This window comes from Bradyrhizobium sp. MOS002 (genome assembly GCF_003020115.1).
Lineage (GTDB): Bacteria > Pseudomonadota > Alphaproteobacteria > Rhizobiales > Xanthobacteraceae > Bradyrhizobium.
The window spans coordinates 641057-656852 of the sequence record NZ_PYFX01000001.1 but is presented as its reverse complement, the minus strand read 5'-3'; the positions used below and the strand labels follow the sequence as shown (position 1 = coordinate 656852).

12 protein-coding genes are annotated in these 15796 nt (G+C 65.3%); 5 read left to right on the top strand and 7 right to left on the bottom strand.

Features of this window, described 5'->3' with window-relative positions; genetic code table 11:
- Positions 1–151 precede the first annotated feature (151 nt).
- A complete protein-coding gene (locus C7G41_RS03380; RefSeq protein WP_106941213.1) occupies positions 152–778 on the top strand; it encodes a glutathione S-transferase family protein in 627 nt (208 codons plus the stop codon).
- Between the two features lie 180 nt (positions 779–958).
- Here C7G41_RS03380 and C7G41_RS03375 read toward each other — a convergent pair whose 3' ends face one another.
- From C7G41_RS03375 to C7G41_RS03360, 4 genes are all read right to left on the bottom strand, one after another.
- Positions 959–1594, bottom strand: coding sequence for a LysE family translocator (locus C7G41_RS03375; protein WP_106941212.1), 636 nt, complete (start codon positions 1592–1594; stop codon positions 959–961).
- Positions 1595–1674: 80 nt separating this feature from the next.
- The gene (locus C7G41_RS03370; RefSeq protein ID WP_106941211.1) at positions 1675–2310 is read right to left on the bottom strand and encodes a LysE family translocator; all 636 of its coding nucleotides are present in this window, start codon (positions 2308–2310) and stop codon (positions 1675–1677) included.
- 34 nt (positions 2311–2344) lie between these two features.
- A complete protein-coding gene (gene polA / locus C7G41_RS03365; protein ID WP_106941210.1) occupies positions 2345–5407 on the bottom strand; it encodes a DNA polymerase I in 3063 nt (1020 codons plus the stop codon).
- Positions 5408–5638: 231 nt separating this feature from the next.
- On the bottom strand, positions 5639–6706 hold the full coding sequence (locus C7G41_RS03360; RefSeq protein WP_106941209.1) for an acyltransferase family protein: 1068 nt from the start codon (positions 6704–6706) through the stop codon (positions 5639–5641).
- A 192-nt stretch (positions 6707–6898) separates the two neighbouring features.
- On the opposite strand from C7G41_RS03360, the gene C7G41_RS03355 reads away from it, so the two are divergent.
- The 4 genes from C7G41_RS03355 (at position 6899) to C7G41_RS03340 (ending at position 13164) form a co-directional block, all read left to right on the top strand.
- A complete protein-coding gene (locus tag C7G41_RS03355; RefSeq protein ID WP_106941208.1) occupies positions 6899–8215 on the top strand; it encodes a UDP-glucose/GDP-mannose dehydrogenase family protein in 1317 nt (438 codons plus the stop codon).
- A gap of 142 nt (positions 8216–8357) precedes the next feature.
- Positions 8358–10835 (top strand): ATP-dependent helicase HrpB, encoded by a 2478-nt coding sequence (gene hrpB, locus C7G41_RS03350; RefSeq protein ID WP_199198104.1) that lies wholly within the window; start codon positions 8358–8360, stop codon positions 10833–10835.
- A 128-nt stretch (positions 10836–10963) separates the two neighbouring features.
- Positions 10964–11473: a TIGR02281 family clan AA aspartic protease gene (locus tag C7G41_RS03345; RefSeq protein ID WP_199198103.1), complete on the top strand. Its 510-nt coding sequence runs from the start codon at positions 10964–10966 to the stop codon at positions 11471–11473.
- Between the two features lie 191 nt (positions 11474–11664).
- Positions 11665–13164, top strand: a complete 1500-nt coding sequence (locus C7G41_RS03340) for a phosphomannomutase/phosphoglucomutase (RefSeq protein ID WP_106941206.1) — start codon at positions 11665–11667, stop codon at positions 13162–13164.
- Between the two features lie 145 nt (positions 13165–13309).
- Here C7G41_RS03340 and C7G41_RS03335 read toward each other — a convergent pair whose 3' ends face one another.
- The 3 genes from C7G41_RS03335 to nudC form a co-directional block, all read right to left on the bottom strand.
- Positions 13310–13819 carry an Lrp/AsnC family transcriptional regulator gene (locus C7G41_RS03335; RefSeq protein WP_007604670.1) on the bottom strand — a complete coding sequence of 170 codons (510 nt, stop codon included), beginning with the start codon at positions 13817–13819 and terminating at the stop codon, positions 13310–13312.
- A 67-nt stretch (positions 13820–13886) separates the two neighbouring features.
- On the bottom strand, positions 13887–14840 hold the full coding sequence (locus tag C7G41_RS03330) for a sugar kinase (protein WP_106941205.1): 954 nt from the start codon (positions 14838–14840) through the stop codon (positions 13887–13889).
- Positions 14841–14846: 6 nt separating this feature from the next.
- Complete coding sequence (gene nudC / locus C7G41_RS03325; RefSeq protein ID WP_106941204.1) at positions 14847–15785, bottom strand: NAD(+) diphosphatase; 939 nt, start codon at positions 15783–15785, stop codon at positions 14847–14849.
- Positions 15786–15796 lie beyond the last annotated feature (11 nt).

The following is a 15796-nucleotide window of genomic DNA, read 5'->3' as shown; positions in this document are numbered from 1 at the left end:
GGAGGTGGCGGAATTTATCCGCGACGGCCCCGACATTCCAGAGGGGGCTTCCCCCGTCAACAGGGATCGGCCATCCCGGCCCGCCGGTTGTGGGGGTGCAACCTTCTGGAGTAGGTGGATGCCAGATATCCCCGGGAAGGAAATGCGACAAATGACCATCGAGCTGCACACCTGGAACACGCCGAACGGCCGCAAGATCTCGGTCGCGCTGGAGGAAATGGGGCTGCCCTACAAGGTGATCCCGGTGAATATCAGCAAGGGCGAGCAGATGGCCCCGGATTTCCTGAAGCTCTCGCCCAACAACAAGATTCCCGCGATCCTCGACCCGGATGGCCCGGACGGCAAGCCGGTCAGCATCTTCGAGTCGGGGGCGATCCTGCTTTATCTCGGCGAAAAGACCGGCAAATTCCTGCCGAAATCGCTTTCAGGCCGCATCCCCGTCTATGAATGGCTGATGTGGCAGATGGGCGGCTTCGGGCCGATGCCGGGCCAGGTGCATCATTTCATCGCGCTGGAGAACGAGCAGGACCGCGCCTACGGCCTCAAGCGCTACATGGCGGAGACCCGACGGCTCTACGGCGTGCTCGACCGCCGGCTGGAGGCCCGCGATTTCGTGGCCGGCGAGCTCTCGGTTGCCGATTTTGCCATCCTGGGCTGGGCCTGGCGTCACCCTCGCCACAAGGTTGACCTGGCCGACTTCCCCAACGTCAAGCGCTGGTACGAGGCCTTGATGGCACGCCCGGCGGTAAAGCGGGGCATGGAGGCGAAGCTGGATTAGTCTCTCAGCTCTCTCACCTAGTGCCCCGGACGCAGTGCAGCGCGCAAGCGGTGCACTGCAGAGCCGGGGCCCATGCCTCTGCGATCTCGTTCTTAGCTTTTTGGGTCCCGGCTCTGCGCAGCAGCGCAAGCGCGCCGCGGGGCGTCCGGACACGGACGGGGTGTGGTTCGCGGCGGTCGGCTACACCTTCCGCGCCTCGACCGCCATCCGCACCGCAAGCCCGGCCAGTACCGTGCCCATCAGCCAGCGCTGGACCAGCATCCAGCTTGGCCGGCTTGCGAGAAACAGCGCGATCGATCCTGCCGCGAGCGCGATCATGGCATTGACGCTGACGCTGATCGCGATCTGGATCGCGCCGAGCACCACCGACTGCGTCAGCACGCTGCCGGCGGTGGGATCGATGAACTGCGGCAGCAGCGCGAGATACAGCATCGCGATCTTCGGGTTGAGCAGATTGGTGACGAACCCCATTGCGAACAATTTGCGAGGGCTGTCGATCGCAAGCTGCTTCACCTGGAACGGCGAGCGACCACCCGGCTTCACCGCCTGCCAGGCCAGCCACAACAGATAACCGGCGCCGGCAAAGCGCAGCGCGTCATAGGCGAAGGGAACGGCGAGCAGCAGCGCCGTGATCCCGAACGCTGCACACAGCATGTAGAACACGAAGCCGAGCGCCACGCCGCCGAGCGAGACGATGCCCGCCGCCGGCCCTTGCGTGATCGAACGCGAGATCAGGTAGATCATGTTCGGCCCGGGCGTGAGCACGAGGCCGAGGCAGACGAGGGCGAAGCCGAGCAGGGCGGAGGTGTGGGGCATGGCTGAACCGGTGCGGGAGACGGCACGGTTCTAATATGCGAGGCCGCGCCGGGCCATCGCGCAATTGCTCGGAGGACAATTCAACCCGACTGGCCGGTGGTGAACGCGAACCAGACCGCTATCGCGACCAGCGCCAGGGCGAACAAGCCCCGCACCACGTTGCGGTTATTCGCGACGTCGATGGTCGATTGCAGCGAGCCCGCCAGCGTGACGATCGCCGCATGGATCAGCGTGGCGATCGCCACGTAGATGACGCTGAGCATCAGCGTCTGCCGGACCACGGAGCCGGCATCGGCGCGCACGAACTCCGGCAACACCGCCACGTAGAACATCGCGGCTTTCGGGTTGAGCAGGTTGGTGATCAGGCCGCGCCGGAACGCCGGCCACGGCCGCGCGTCGGCGCCGACCGTCCTGCCGGGCGAGGCGTCCTCCTTGCCCGACCACGCGTCCCAGGCAAGCCACAGCAGATAGGCGACGCCGCCCCATCGCAGCAGGCCATAAAGCCACGGCGAATGGTCGATCGCCGCCGCGAGGCCGAAGGCCGCGATCACGCCATAGGTCATCAGCCCGAGCGCGATGCCGGCCACCGCGGCAAAGCCCGTGCGCATGCCGCGCGAGAGCGACAGCGCGGCCAGATAGGTCATGTTGGGACCGGGCGTGATCTCGATGACGAGCGCCGTCAGCGCGAAGGCGAGCAGCGGGCTGAGATCACTCACGCAGTTCGCCTCTGGACTCGATCACGGTGACGGATCAGTGCGCCTCGTCCCAATTGTTCGCCGCGCGTGCATCGACATGCAGGGGCACCGAGAGCAGCACGGCCGGGAATGGCGCGTCCTGCATCACGTGCTGCACGACGGGGAGCGTCGCCTCGACCTCAGCGTCCGGCACCTCGAAGATCAATTCGTCATGCACCTGCAGCAGCATCTGCGCAGACAGTTTCTTCCGGACCAGGGCATCCTCCATCCGCGTCATGGCGCGGCGGATGATGTCGGCCGCGGTGCCCTGGAGCCGGGCGTTGATCGCGGCGCGCTCGTTGAAGGCGCGCACCGAGGCGTTCGAAGCCTTGATGTCGGGATAGTACATCTTCCGTCCGAACAGCGTGGTGACGTAGCCGTGGCTCCGGCAGAAGTCGCGCGTCTCGTCCATGTAGGCGCGGATGCCGGGGAAGCGCTCGAAGTACTTCTTGATGTAGGCGGAGGCTTCCTCGCGCCCGATGCCGAGCTGGTTGGCGAGGCCGAATGCCGAAATGCCGTAGATGATGCCGAAATTGATCGCCTTGGCGCGGCGCCGGATTTCGCTCGGCATGCCCTTGATGGGCACGCCGAACATTTCCGATGCCGTCATGGCGTGAATGTCGAGACCGTCGCGGAACGCCTGCTGCAGCACGGGAATGTCGGCGATCTCGGCGAGCAGCCGCAGCTCGATCTGCGAATAGTCGGCGGAGACCAGCTTGTGCCCTGGCGTCGCGATGAAGGCGCGCCGGATCTTGCGCCCGTCCTCGGTGCGCACCGGAATGTTCTGCAAGTTCGGCTCGTTTGACGATAGCCGGCCCGTCGTGGTCGCGGCCAGCGCGTAGGTCGTGTGGACGCGGTGGGTCTGGGCATTCACGTAGGTCGGCAGCGCGTCGGTGTAGGTCGATTTGAGCTTCGAGACCTGGCGCCACTCCAGAATCTTCTTCGGGAGATCGTGGCCCTGCTCGGCGAGTTCGTCGAGCACCTGAGCGGTGGTCGACCACGCGCCGGTCTTGGTCTTGGTGCCGCCGGACAGTCCCATCTTGCCGAACAGGATGTCGCCGATCTGCTTCGGGCTGCCGACATTGACGGGCTCGCCCGCGATCTGCTGGATCTCGGCCTCGACGCGGGCCGCAGTCTGGGCGAAGTCGCCGGACAGGCGCGACAGCACCTGGCGGTCGATCGAGATGCCGCGCCGCTCCATGCGCGCGAGCACCGATACCAGGGGCCGTTCCAGCGTCTCGTAGACCGTCGTCATGTGCTCGGCGACGAGGCGCGGCTTCAGCACGCGCCAGACGCGCAGGGTCACGTCGGCACCTTCCGCCGACAGCGCCGCGGCCTTGTCGATCGGCACCTGGTCGAACGTGATCTTGCCCTTGCCGCTGCCGAGCAGCTCGTTCTCTTTGAGCATCGCGTGACCGAACCAGCGCTCGGACAGCTGCTCGATCGCGTGCGAGCCGCGGCCGGCATCGAGCACGTAGGAGATCAGCTGCGCATCGTCGGTGTTGCGCAGCATGATGCCGTGCTGCGCCAGCATCACCGCGGTGAATTTGACGTCGAAGCCGATCTTGAGAATCCCTGGTGATTCCAGTACCGGCCGCAGCGCCTCGATCGCATCAGTATGCTTGACCTGGTCGGGCGCGAGGCCCGCGTCGAACAGGCCGGCGCCGCCGCCGGACTGCTTGTGCGCCAGCGGCACGTAGCAGGCCTCGTTCGGCGCCAGCGCTAGCGCGATGCCGCAAAGATCGGCCTGCATCGGATCGATCGAGTTTGCGCGGATCTCGACCGCGACATGGCCGGCATCGTGGATGCGCGCGATGAACGCGTTCAATTCCGCGAGCGTCTTGACGGCCTGGTACTTGCTGCGGTCGACCGGAAGCTTGCGCAAAGCCTCTTCGCGCGCGGCGGCGAGCGAAATCGGCGCGCCTTTCGGACTCGCGGCCTTGTCCTCCTTGCTCGCCGATGTGTTGCGCTGGCCCGCTGGCGCTTGCGCCGGCGCGCCGGCTCCCGGGGCTGGCACGACGTCCGAAGGCGGCAGCGGCGAGAAAACGCTGGCGCCGCTGGAATAACCGGGATCGGCATCGACGTTGGCCGGATCGATCTGCGAGAACTCGGCGACGCGGCGCGTCAGCGTGGAAAATTCCATCGCCTTCAGGAACGCGATCAGCTTGCGCGCATCGGGTTCGTGGACGGCGAGATCGTCCAGCGGGACTTCGAGGTCGACCTTGTCGTCGAGCAATACGAGCTGCCGCGAGATGCGCGCCTTCTCGGCGTTCTCGATCAGCGCCTCGCGCCGCTTCGGCTGCTTGATTTCGGTGGCGCGGAACAGCAGTTGCTCGAGATCGCCATATTCGACGATCAGCTGCGCCGCGGTCTTGATGCCGATGCCGGGCACGCCAGGAACGTTGTCGGTGGAATCGCCGGCCAGGGCCTGCACTTCCACCACCTTCTCCGGCGGCACGCCAAACTTCTCGATCACCTCGGGGATACCGATGCGGCGGTCCTTCATGGTGTCGTACATGGTGACGCAATCGGTGACGAGCTGCATCAGGTCCTTGTCGGAGGACACGATTGTCGCGCTCGCGCCGCGCTCGCAGGCCTGCCGCACATAGGTCGCAATCAGATCGTCGGCCTCGAAGCCGACCTGTTCCAGGCAAGGCAGGTCGAAGGCGCGTACCGCTTCGCGGATCAGCGCGAATTGCGGGATCAGATCGTCCGGGGCCGGCTGCCGGTGGGCCTTGTATTCGGGATAGATCTTGTTGCGGAAGGTGATCTCCGACTTGTCGAAGATGATCGCCAGATGCGTCGGCCGGTTGTCCTCGGGCATCTCGCGCAACAGCTTCCACAGCATGTTGCAGAAGCCGAGCACGGCATTGACCTGCAAGCCGTCGGACTTGCGGTTCATCGGCGGCAGCGCGTGATAGGCGCGGAAAATGTAGCCGGAACCGTCGACCAGGAAGACATGGTCGCCCTTGCCGGTCGCTCTCGCGGCGACGGGCTTGGCAGCAGCTGTCGCCGCCGCGGGCTTGGTTTCGGCTTTGGCAGTGGTCTTCGGGGATGTCTTGGGCGATGTCTTGGGCATGGCCGCAATGTATGAATTTTTGCGGACTTTGACAGCCTTGGATGTAGGAAATCTGGCCGGAGCCCACACTCAAATGTCGTCCCGGCGAAGGCCGGGACCCATAACCACAGGGAGAAGTTTGGCGAAGACTGGCAGCTAAGCGATCGTGCCGCAGTACGAAGACCGCGATCTATCGATAAATCACGCGGTATGGGTCCCGGCCTTCGCCGGGACGACGATGTGGAGGCAGGATTACTCCGCCGCCTGCAACACCGCGCTCGCCTTCTTCGGCGCGATCCAGAATGCGTCCGGCCGCTCGAACAGGAAATTGCCGCCAAGGCGCAGAGCGATCTGCCAGATCGCGAGCGAGCCGATCACGCCGACGATGGTCACGATCAGCGACACCGCACCGATGTCGGGAATGATGCCCGTGCGCAACAGCAGCGTCCGTGTCGCGGCCATCGGCAGGAAGAAGGCGAGATAGATCACGATCGAATGCTCGCCGCAGAAGCGGAAGACATTCAGCCATTGTGCACGCGCGAGCAGCGTGCCCATCGTGATGATGGCGCAGGCGCCGGCGAGGCCGAGCACGAGCGATACGAATTTCCACTCGCTGGCCCCGAGCATAACCAGACCGCCATTGACCAGCGCCCATGTCGCGAGCGCTGTCAGCGCCCATCCGGGATGATTGCGCGCGCGGTCCGACAGCGCGAACACGTAGGGCGCGAACAGATAGCCCGAATAGAAATAGACGAAGCGCGCGCAGAACTCGTCGATCGCGGTCCAGCCCGTTGCGACACGCGCCGTCTCCAGTGCGGCCGCGATGAGCCAGATCGCGGGCGGCGGGATGCGCCGTGTCAGTTTTGTGACGACGAAGAAGATGGGCAGGAGGTAGATGAACCACAGCGTGCCGAACGGCTCGACGAAGGATTCCAGATAGAGCAAGCCGGCGTCGCGCCAGCTCGTTTCCGCCGCGAATGCGGGAGCCTTGAAGCCGAACTGGATTGTCACCCAGACGACATAGAAATAGGCGAAATGCACCACCTTGCGGTCGAGATAGGTTCGCCAGTCCCGGCCGATCACCAGTGGCAGGAACAGGCCCGAAATCAGGAAGAAATCCGGCATCCGGAACGGCTTTGCGAAAGCCACCAATACATGCATGAAGCCGGTCTCGCCGGCGGCAAGCTCGACCCCCAGCACCGAATGCATCATCACGACCATGACGATGCAGATGCCCTTGGCGTAATCGACCCAATCGACACGCGCAGCAGCCGGGGCCTTGAGTCCCCCGCTCGCGGCGATTGTGTCTGATGGTGCCATTGTGTCTCTTTTCGAGGCGTGTTCCGCCAGGATCTGTGTGAACGCGGAGCAGTTTGGCGCCTTGCGGCTTACGATTTCTTTACCGGTACAATTGCCGTGCCGTTTTTTGTACGCGGGCTGTTCCCTCACCTCAGGAAAATGCTAAACCGCCCTAGAATTGGGGTTTTGTTAACCAAGCAAACAGGATTTTTCATGCGTATCGCGATGATCGGCACGGGCTATGTGGGACTGGTGTCCGGGGCCTGCTTTGCGGATTTCGGTCACGACGTCATTTGCGTCGACAAAGACGAGAAGAAGATCGCGGCGCTTCATCGTGGCGAGATCCCGATCTACGAACCCGGGCTCGACGAACTGGTCGCGACCAACGTCAAGGCCAAGCGGCTGGAGTTCACCACCGATTTGTCCAAGCCGGTCGCGGATGCCGATGCCGTCTTCATCGCGGTCGGCACGCCGTCGCGCCGCGGTGACGGCCACGCCGATCTGTCCTACGTCTATGCCGCCGCGAAAGAGATCGCGCAGTCGCTGTCCGGCTTCACCGTCGTGGTGACCAAGTCGACCGTACCGGTCGGCACTGGCGACGAGGTCGAGCGCATCATCCGCGAGACCAATCCCAAGGCCGACGTGGTCGTCGCCTCGAACCCCGAATTCCTGCGCGAGGGCGCGGCGATCCGCGACTTCAAATTCCCCGACCGCATCGTCGTCGGCACCTCCGACGAGCGCGGCCGCAAGGTGATGAGCGACATCTATCGGCCGCTGTCGCTGAACCAGGCGCCGCTGATGTTCACGGAACGCCGCACCGCCGAGATGATCAAGTACGCGGCGAATGCGTTCCTCGCGACCAAGATCACCTTCATCAACGAGATCGCGGACCTCTCCGAAAAGGTCGGCGCCAACGTGCAGGAGGTCGCGCGCGGCATTGGCCTGGACAACCGCATCGGCACCAAATTCCTACATGCCGGCCCCGGCTTCGGCGGCTCGTGCTTCCCGAAGGACACCAAGGCGCTGATCAAGATCGCGCAGGACTACGACGTGTCCTTGCGCATCGTCGAATCCGTGCTGGCGGTCAACGAGAACCGCAAGCGGGCGATGGCGCGAAAAGTGAGCCAGGCGCTCGGCGGCTCGCTGCGCGGCAAGACCATCGCGGTGCTCGGCCTCACCTTCAAGCCCGACACCGACGACATGCGCGATGCGCCGTCGATCCCGCTGGTGACCGGCCTGATCGACATGGGCGCGAAGGTGAAGGCCTTCGATCCCGTCGGCATGGAGCAGGCGAAGAGCGAGCTGCCCAGCATCACCTATTGCGAGGACGCCTATTCCTGCGCGGAGGGCGCCGATGCGATCGTCATCGTCACCGAGTGGGTGCAGTTCCGGGCGCTCGACCTCGACCGGCTGAAGGCGACCATGACCCAGCCCGTCATCGTCGACTTGCGCAACATCTACCGCCCCGAGGAGATGGCTGCGGCCGGCTTCGTCTATGAGAGCGTCGGGCGGCCTTCGGTGCAAGGCTGATAGCGGCAAATGATTGTCATACCCCGCGAAGGCGGGGTATCCAGTAATCCGCAATCTTCGTAATAGCCGAGATTCGAGTTTACTGGATCACCCGCACCAGTGCGCAAATGCGCACAAGGCGGGTGATGACGAAAGCGAGCTTTTGCCCCGCAGTTTCGACACGCCCCTCCCGATCGATGCCGTGCTCGACGACCTCTCGCGCACGCTGGAGGCGCATAATGCGGCCGTGCTGGTGGCGCCCCCGGGTGCCGGCAAGACCACGCGCGTGCCACTGGCGCTGCTCGATGCCCCCTGGGTCAAGGGCAAGAAGATCATCGTGCTGGAGCCGCGGCGCATCGCGGCGCGCGCCAGCGCCGACCGCATGGCCAAATCACTGGGCGAACGCGCCGGCGAGACCGTCGGCTATCGCGTCCGCTTCGGCTCGAAGATCTCGCGCGCGACCCGCATCGAGGTGGTGACGGAGGGTATCTTCACCCGCCAGATTCTCGACGATCCCGAGCTATCGGGCATCGCCGCAATCCTGTTCGACGAATTCCACGAGCGCTCGCTCGATGCCGACATGGGCCTCGCGCTGGCGCGCGATGCGCAAACCGGCCTGCGCGAGGATTTGCGCATCCTCGTGATGTCGGCAACGCTCGATGGCGCCCGCGTGGCCAAATTGCTCGGCGAAGCGCCCGTTGTCGAAAGCGAAGGCCGCGCCTTTCCAGTCGAGACGCGCTATCTCGGCCGCAAGGCCGATGCGCCGATCGAGCGGCAGATGGCGGATGCGATCGCCTCGGCGCTGCGCGCCGATGCCGGCTCGGTGCTGGCGTTCCTGCCGGGCGCCGCCGAGATCCGCCGCACCCAGAACCTCCTCGGCGAACGCGTGCAGGATTCCAGCATCGAAATCGTGCCGCTGTTCGGCGCGCTCGACGCCGCCGTGCAGGATCGTGCCATCTCGCCGGCGCCCAAGGGCACGCGCAAGGTGGTGCTGGCGACCTCGATCGCGGAAACCTCGCTGACCATCGAGGGCGTGCGCATCGTGGTCGATTCCGGCCTTGCCCGCGTGCCGCGCTACGAGCCCGACATCGGCCTGACCCGGCTCGAGACCGTGCGCGTCTCGCGCGCTGCGGCGGATCAGCGCCGCGGCCGCGCCGGCCGCACCGAGCCCGGTGTCTGCTACCGGCTCTGGGACGAACCTCAGACAGCCTCGCTCGCGCCCTATACCCAGCCCGAGATCCTCAGCGCCGATCTGTCCTCGCTGGTGCTCGATCTCGCGCAATGGGGCGTCGCCGATCCCGCCGCGCTGTCGTTTCTCGATCCGCCGCCGCAGCCGGCCTGGAAGGAAGCAAAAAGCCTGCTCTCCGAGCTCAACGCGCTCGATGGCGATGGCCGCATCACCGCGGAGGGCAAGAGCTTGCGCGCGCTGGCGCTGCCGCCGCGGCTGGCGCGCATGATTGTGGATTCGCATCGTGCCGGCGAGGGCGAAGCCGCCGCCGAGATCGCCGCCATCATCACCGAGCGCGGGCTCGGCGGCGACAGCGTCGATCTCGAGCACCGGCGGGATCAGTTCCGCCGCGACCGTTCCCCGCGCGCCGCAAGCGCGCGCGATCTCGCGCGGCGCTGGGCCTCGCAGGTGGCGGCGTCGGAGAAGGCGGCGACCGGAGAAGGTGACCTCTCGACCGGCCTGATGCTCGCCTACGCCTTCCCGGATCGCGTCGCGCGCAACCGCGGCAATGGCAGCTTCGTGCTCGCCAACGGTCGAGGCGCTGCCGTGGATCAGACCTCGTCGCTCGCGCGCGCGCCCTATATCGCGATCGGCGAGATGACCGGTACGGCGGCGAGCGGGCGCATTCTGCTCGCGGCGCAAATCTCGCAGGACGAGATCGAGCGGCATTTCGCCGAGCATATCCAATCCGCCGACGAGGTATCGTTCGATCGCGGCGCGATGGCGTTGCGGGCGCGGCGCAAGCGCGCGATGCACGCGATCATTCTCTCTGAGGCGACACTTGCCGTGTCACCCTCGGAGGACACCGCGCGCATCTTCGCAGACGGGCTGATCGCCGCCGGCCTCGACCGGATGCCCTGGTCGAAGGCAGCAAGACAATGGCGCGATCGCGTGATGTTCTTGCGCAAGGCCGAGGGCGATAGCTGGCCCGACCTGTCGGACGAGGGGTTGATCGCGCGGCGGGACGACTGGCTGGTGCCGGCGCTCTACGACAAGATCGCGCTGAAGGATATCTCCGCGGGCGATCTCTCCGACGCGCTAATGACATTGTTGCCGTGGGAGATGCGCGCGCGGCTCGACCGCGAGGCGCCGACGCATTTCGAGGCCCCGACCGGCAGCGTGCTCGCGATCGATTATGAAGCCGAGCAGGGGCCGACCATCGCGGTGCGGCTCCAGGAATTGTTCGGCCTCAACACCCATCCCTCGATCGCCGCCGGCAAGGTGCCGCTGGTGCTGGAGCTGCTGTCGCCGGCGCAGCGCCCGGTGCAGGTGACGCGCGATCTCCCCGGTTTCTGGCGCGGCAGCTACAGCGCCGTGCGCTCCGATTTGCGCGGCCGCTACCCGCGCCATCCCTGGCCGGAAGATCCGGCGAATGCGCTGCCCACCCGGCGGGTCAAGCCGCGCGGGACGTGAGCGTTACGAACACCCATTAACCGTCCGCTCATCCTTTTCGTCAAAATAGCACAGCTCTGGCCGCAGCGTCGCTCGCGGACAGGCCTCCCGCGTGGTGAAATCGAGCCTTCCGGCTCGGAAGTGGTGTGATGCGTAACATAATGATCTTCGCGGCGATCATGATCGGCCTCGGCACCTTCATGGCGCAGATGGCGGACAGGATGAGCTCCGCCTCGGCAACGTCGGTGCCGCGCACGGTAGCAGTCGCGTCCGTCGCGCCGGCCGGCGGCCGCAGCCTCAACATCCCCCGCGACGGCCGCGGCCACTTCCAGACTGAAGGCCGGATCGAAGGCCAGCGCATCGGCTTCATGGTCGACACCGGCGCCTCCGTGGTTGCGCTGAACGAAACCTCCGCCGCCCGCTTCGGCCTGCGTCCCTCGCGCAGCGATTACAACGCCAACGTCTCCACCGCCAACGGCACCATCAAGGCCGCGCGGACCCGCATCGCCATGCTCGATGTCGGCGGGCTTATCGTGCGCGACGTCGATGCTATGGTGCTGCCCGACGAGGCGCTGTCCGAGAACCTGCTCGGCCTCTCCTTCCTCTCCCGCCTCAAGCGTTTCGAATACGCCAACGGCCAGATGGTGCTGGAGCAGTAAGGGTCTCCCAAAAGGCCCCGGCGACCGCACAATTCAAGAAAAGCTATTATTTCGACCGCTCTTGCGGTCAGATTCCCCGTTACCAAACTGCCGCAATTATCATCCATAAGCTGCCATTCCCGCCTTCCGCTGCGGCCCGGCATTCGCTAAGGCTGCATCAAATTCTGGCTCTTTTTCACGAGACATTCCCAATGTTCCCCAAGCCGAAATCCGTGTTGCTGCCCAACACCTATGCCTTCGAATCCGAGCCGATGGTGAAGGCCACGGGCTTTCGCGAATACGATGCGCGCTGGCTGTTCCAGAAGGAAATCAACCTGATGGGAATCCAGGCGCTCGGCATGGGGCTGGGCGCGCTGATCGCGGAGCTCGGCGTCAGCCAGGAGATCGTCACCGGTCATGATTTCCGCGGTTATTCGGCCTCGATCAAATATGCGCTGATCTCCGGCCTGATGGCAGCGGGATGCAAGGTGCACGACATCGGGCTCGCGGTGACGCCGATGGCCTATTTCGCGCAGTTCGACCTCGACGTGCCCTGCTGCGCCATGGTCACGGCCTCGCACAACGACAATGGCTGGACCGGCGTGAAGATGGGCGCCAACCGCCCGCTGACCTTCGGCCCCGACGAGATGACGCGGCTGAAGGAGATCGTGCTGGGCGCCGAGTTCAAGAACAAGGCCGGCGGCTCCTATCAATTCCACGAGAATTATCCGTCGCGCTACATCGCCGATCTCACCAACCGTCCGAAGTTGAAGCGCAAGCTGAAGGTCGTCGCGGCCTGCGGCAACGGCACCGCCGGCGCGTTCGCGCCGCAGGTGCTGGAGGCGATCGGCTGCGAGGTGATCCCGCTCGACACCGAGCTCGACCACACCTTCCCGAAATACAATCCGAACCCCGAAGACATGGAGATGCTGCACGCGATCCGCGACGCAGTGCTGCAGCACAAGGCCGATGTGGGTCTCGGCTTCGACGGCGACGGCGATCGCTGCGGCGTCGTCGACAACACCGGCGAGGAGATCTTCGCCGACAAGGTCGGCGTGATGCTGGCGCGCGACATGTCCGCGATCCACAAGGACGCGCAGTTCATCGTCGACGTGAAGTCGACTGGCCTGTTCATCACCGATCCGGTGTTGCAGAAGCAGGGTGCAAAAACCACCTACTGGAAGACCGGCCATTCCTACATGAAGCGCCGCACCCATGAGACGGGTGCGCTCGCCGGCTTCGAGAAGTCCGGTCACTTCTTCTTCAACAAGCCGTATGGACGCGGCTATGACGACGGTCTCGTCTCGGCGCTCGCGATCTGCGACATGCTCGATCGCGCCCCCGGCAAGTCGATGGCCGATCTCAAGAACGCGCTGCCGAAGACCTGGTCGTCGCCGACCATGTCGCCGCATTGCGCCGACGAGGTCAAATACGGCGTGATCGACAAGGTGGTGAAGCACTTCGAGGCCTTGCAGGCCAAGGGCGCCAAGATCGGCGGCCAGTCGATCCGCGATCTCGTCACCGTCAACGGGGTGCGCGTCACGGTCGAGGACGGCAGCTGGGGCCTGGTGCGTGCCTCCTCCAACAAGCCCGAGCTCGTCGTGGTGGTCGAGAGCCCGGTCTCCGAGCAGCGCATGCACGACATGTTCGAGATGGTGAACAGCGTGCTGCGCACCCATCCCGAAGTCGGCGAGTACAATCAGACGATCTGAGGCGCGAGGCTAGCGTCGCTTGCTGTCATGCCCCGGCTTGACCGGGGCATCCAGTGCGCCGCGGCTTATCCGTACCCGATCGTCGTCTCTGGAATACTGGATCGCCCGGTCAAGCCGGGCGATGACAGTTTGCGCGCGGTGAGCCTTAAGCCGCCACCACCGCCGGGATCGGCAGCGCGGTGACCGACTTGATCTTCTCCATCGCGAAGCGCGAGGTCACGTTCTTCAGCGGCACGGCGCTGATCAGTTTCTTGTAGAACACGTCATAGGCCTGCATGTCCGCGACGACGACGCGCAGCATGTAGTCGACGTCGCCGGCCATGCGATAGAACTCCATCACCTCCGGCATGGCGCTGACGGCTTCGGCGAACTTCTTGAGCCAGGCGTCGGAATGGTCGGAGCTCTCGACCGACACGAACACGGAGATGCCGAGCCCGATCTTGTTCTGGTCGACCAGCGCCACGCGCTTGGTGATCACGCCGTCGGCCTCCAGGCGCTGGATGCGCTTCCAGCAGGGGGTCGAGGACAGGCCGACGCGGTCGCCGATCTCAGCGACGGAGAGGGAGGCATCGTCCTGGAGCACCATCAGAATCTTGCGGTCGATGGCGTCGAGGCGGCGGCTGGTCTCGGGGAGCGGGACGGCGAGATCGGTCATCTGAAGAACTTTGTTCCATTTCAAGGGTCGATTTCCCTGATATAGAGAAAATCTTTCTATAGCAAGTCTATAATCTCGGCGCCCGCTCAAGCGTCGCCGCCGGCGACATGCTCAAAAACTCTTCGACTTCAATACGTTGCGGGGCAGCCAGGCCACCGCCGTGGCGGGTGCATTTCAGCGCCGCGGCGGCCGCGGCGAATTGCAGCGCCTGCCGCACGTCGCCGCCTTCGGCGAGGCGAAGCGTGAAGGCGCCATGGAAGACGTCGCCGGCGCCGAGCGTATCGACCGCCTGAACCGGGACCGCCGGCGTCTCCTCCAACTCCCCCGCCTCGTTCAGCCAGATCGTGCCGCGCGGGCCGCGGGTGGCGGCAAGGAAGGCGGGCGTGAGCGCGGCCAGGCGCTTCAGGGCCTCGCCGTCGTCGGCGGTGCCGGCGGTCTCCTGCACCTGTTCGCTGGCGAACAGCAGGTGCGAGGCGGCCGTGAGCAGGCCGTCCTGCAACGACATCGCGCGATCGACGCCGACGATGACGGCAATGCCGCGCCGGCGTGCCTCGGTGCAGAGCGAGGTCGCGAACGCGGCGCAGCGGCTTTCGACGAGAACCGCCCGGCAATCGGCGAGCAGTGCGTCGGCGTCCGGCAGTTGCACTTTCGACAACGCGGGATCGCGATAGATGGTGAGGGTTCGCTCGCCCGAGGGCTCGATCATGATCGCCGAGACCGGCGTCGTGAGCCCCGGCATTCGCACGATGTGTGTGGTCTCGATAGCTTCAGCTTCCATCCGTTCCAGGATGAAGCGGCTCGACGTCTCCCCGGCATCGCCCATGGGGCCCGCGAAGAAGACGCGGCCGCCAAGCCGCGCGATGGCGATCGCGGCATTGAGCGCGTTGCCGCCGCAGATCTCCGCGAGATGGCTGGCATTCGCCTTGCTGCCGCGCGCGGGCACGGTTTCGACACGAAAGATCAGGTCGCGCACGGGAATGCCGATGCAGAGGATGCGCGGCGCGATCACAGAGTGCGCCATCGGCGGTCAGCTCTTGTCGTGCACCCAGCGGCCGAGCAGGTGATGCGCAATCGCAAACGGATGCGGGCCGGCGAGCCCGTCAGGATGGGTCCGCGTCAGCATCAAGGCCGCCTCCTCCCGCGTGAACCAGCGCGCATCCTCCAGCTCGGAATGGTCGACGACGATGTCCTCGCTCACGGCCTGCGCGCTGCAGCCGATCATCAGCGATGACGGATAGGGCCAGGGCTGGGTCATGTAATACTGCACGTCGGTGCAGCGAATTCCGGATTCTTCGAAGATTTCGCGGCGCACCGCGTCCTCGATGGTTTCGGCGGCCTCGACGAAGCCGGCGAGGCACGAATACATCCCCGGCGGAAACTGCTTCTGGCGGCCGAGCAGGCATTTGTCGCCGGAGGCGACGTGCATGATCACGACCGGGTCGGTGCGCGGGAAATGCTCGGCCTTGCAACTCGGGCACTCCCGCTTCCAGCCGCCTTCCTTCATCGCGCTACGCGTGCCGCAATTGGCGCAATAGCCGTGGCGCTGATGCCAGCTCACCATCGACTTCGCCATCGCGATCGCCGACAGCTCCTGCGGCGGCACCGCGCCCTGCATCGCCATGCCGCGCAGCTCGTTGAGGGCGTAGTCTTCGCGCCCGATCAGCTTCTCGGACGCGGCCTGCGACAGGCCCATCCCGAACATCGCGGCGCCGTCGCGTAGACCCAGAAAGATCGTGCCGGGATTGGCGCCGCATTTCAGCGCCTCGTCGATTCCGAGCAGCGCGCGCACTTTTTCGCCCTCGCGCTTCACCAGCAGCGAGTCGCGGTAGACGACATAGGCGCGCGACGAAGGCTTCTGCTCCATCGCGAACAGCTTTTCGTCGTCGCGGCGCAGATGCGCGGCGCGGTCGAGAATGTTGGTGACGAAGGCCGGTTGTCCCAGCGGAAACGAGTCGAATGCTGACATTTCTTGTTCTT

Excerpts from the sequence above, each read along its gene's own strand:
- C7G41_RS03380 (WP_106941213.1), top strand. The coding sequence starts at position 152 with ATGACCATCGAGCTGCACACCTGGAACACGCCGAACGGCCGCAAGATC.
- nudC (WP_106941204.1), bottom strand. The coding sequence starts at position 15,785 with ATGTCAGCATTCGACTCGTTTCCGCTGGGACAACCGGCCTTCGTCACC.
- C7G41_RS03340 (WP_106941206.1), top strand. The coding sequence starts at position 11,665 with ATGTTCCCCAAGCCGAAATCCGTGTTGCTGCCCAACACCTATGCCTTC.
- C7G41_RS03345 (WP_199198103.1), top strand. The coding sequence starts at position 10,964 with ATGCGTAACATAATGATCTTCGCGGCGATCATGATCGGCCTCGGCACC.
- C7G41_RS03330 (WP_106941205.1), bottom strand. The coding sequence starts at position 14,840 with ATGGCGCACTCTGTGATCGCGCCGCGCATCCTCTGCATCGGCATTCCC.
- C7G41_RS03355 (WP_106941208.1), top strand. The coding sequence starts at position 6,899 with ATGCGTATCGCGATGATCGGCACGGGCTATGTGGGACTGGTGTCCGGG.
- C7G41_RS03360 (WP_106941209.1), bottom strand. The coding sequence starts at position 6,706 with ATGGCACCATCAGACACAATCGCCGCGAGCGGGGGACTCAAGGCCCCG.
- C7G41_RS03335 (WP_007604670.1), bottom strand. The coding sequence starts at position 13,819 with ATGACCGATCTCGCCGTCCCGCTCCCCGAGACCAGCCGCCGCCTCGAC.
- C7G41_RS03375 (WP_106941212.1), bottom strand. The coding sequence starts at position 1,594 with ATGCCCCACACCTCCGCCCTGCTCGGCTTCGCCCTCGTCTGCCTCGGC.
- polA (WP_106941210.1), bottom strand. The coding sequence starts at position 5,407 with ATGCCCAAGACATCGCCCAAGACATCCCCGAAGACCACTGCCAAAGCC.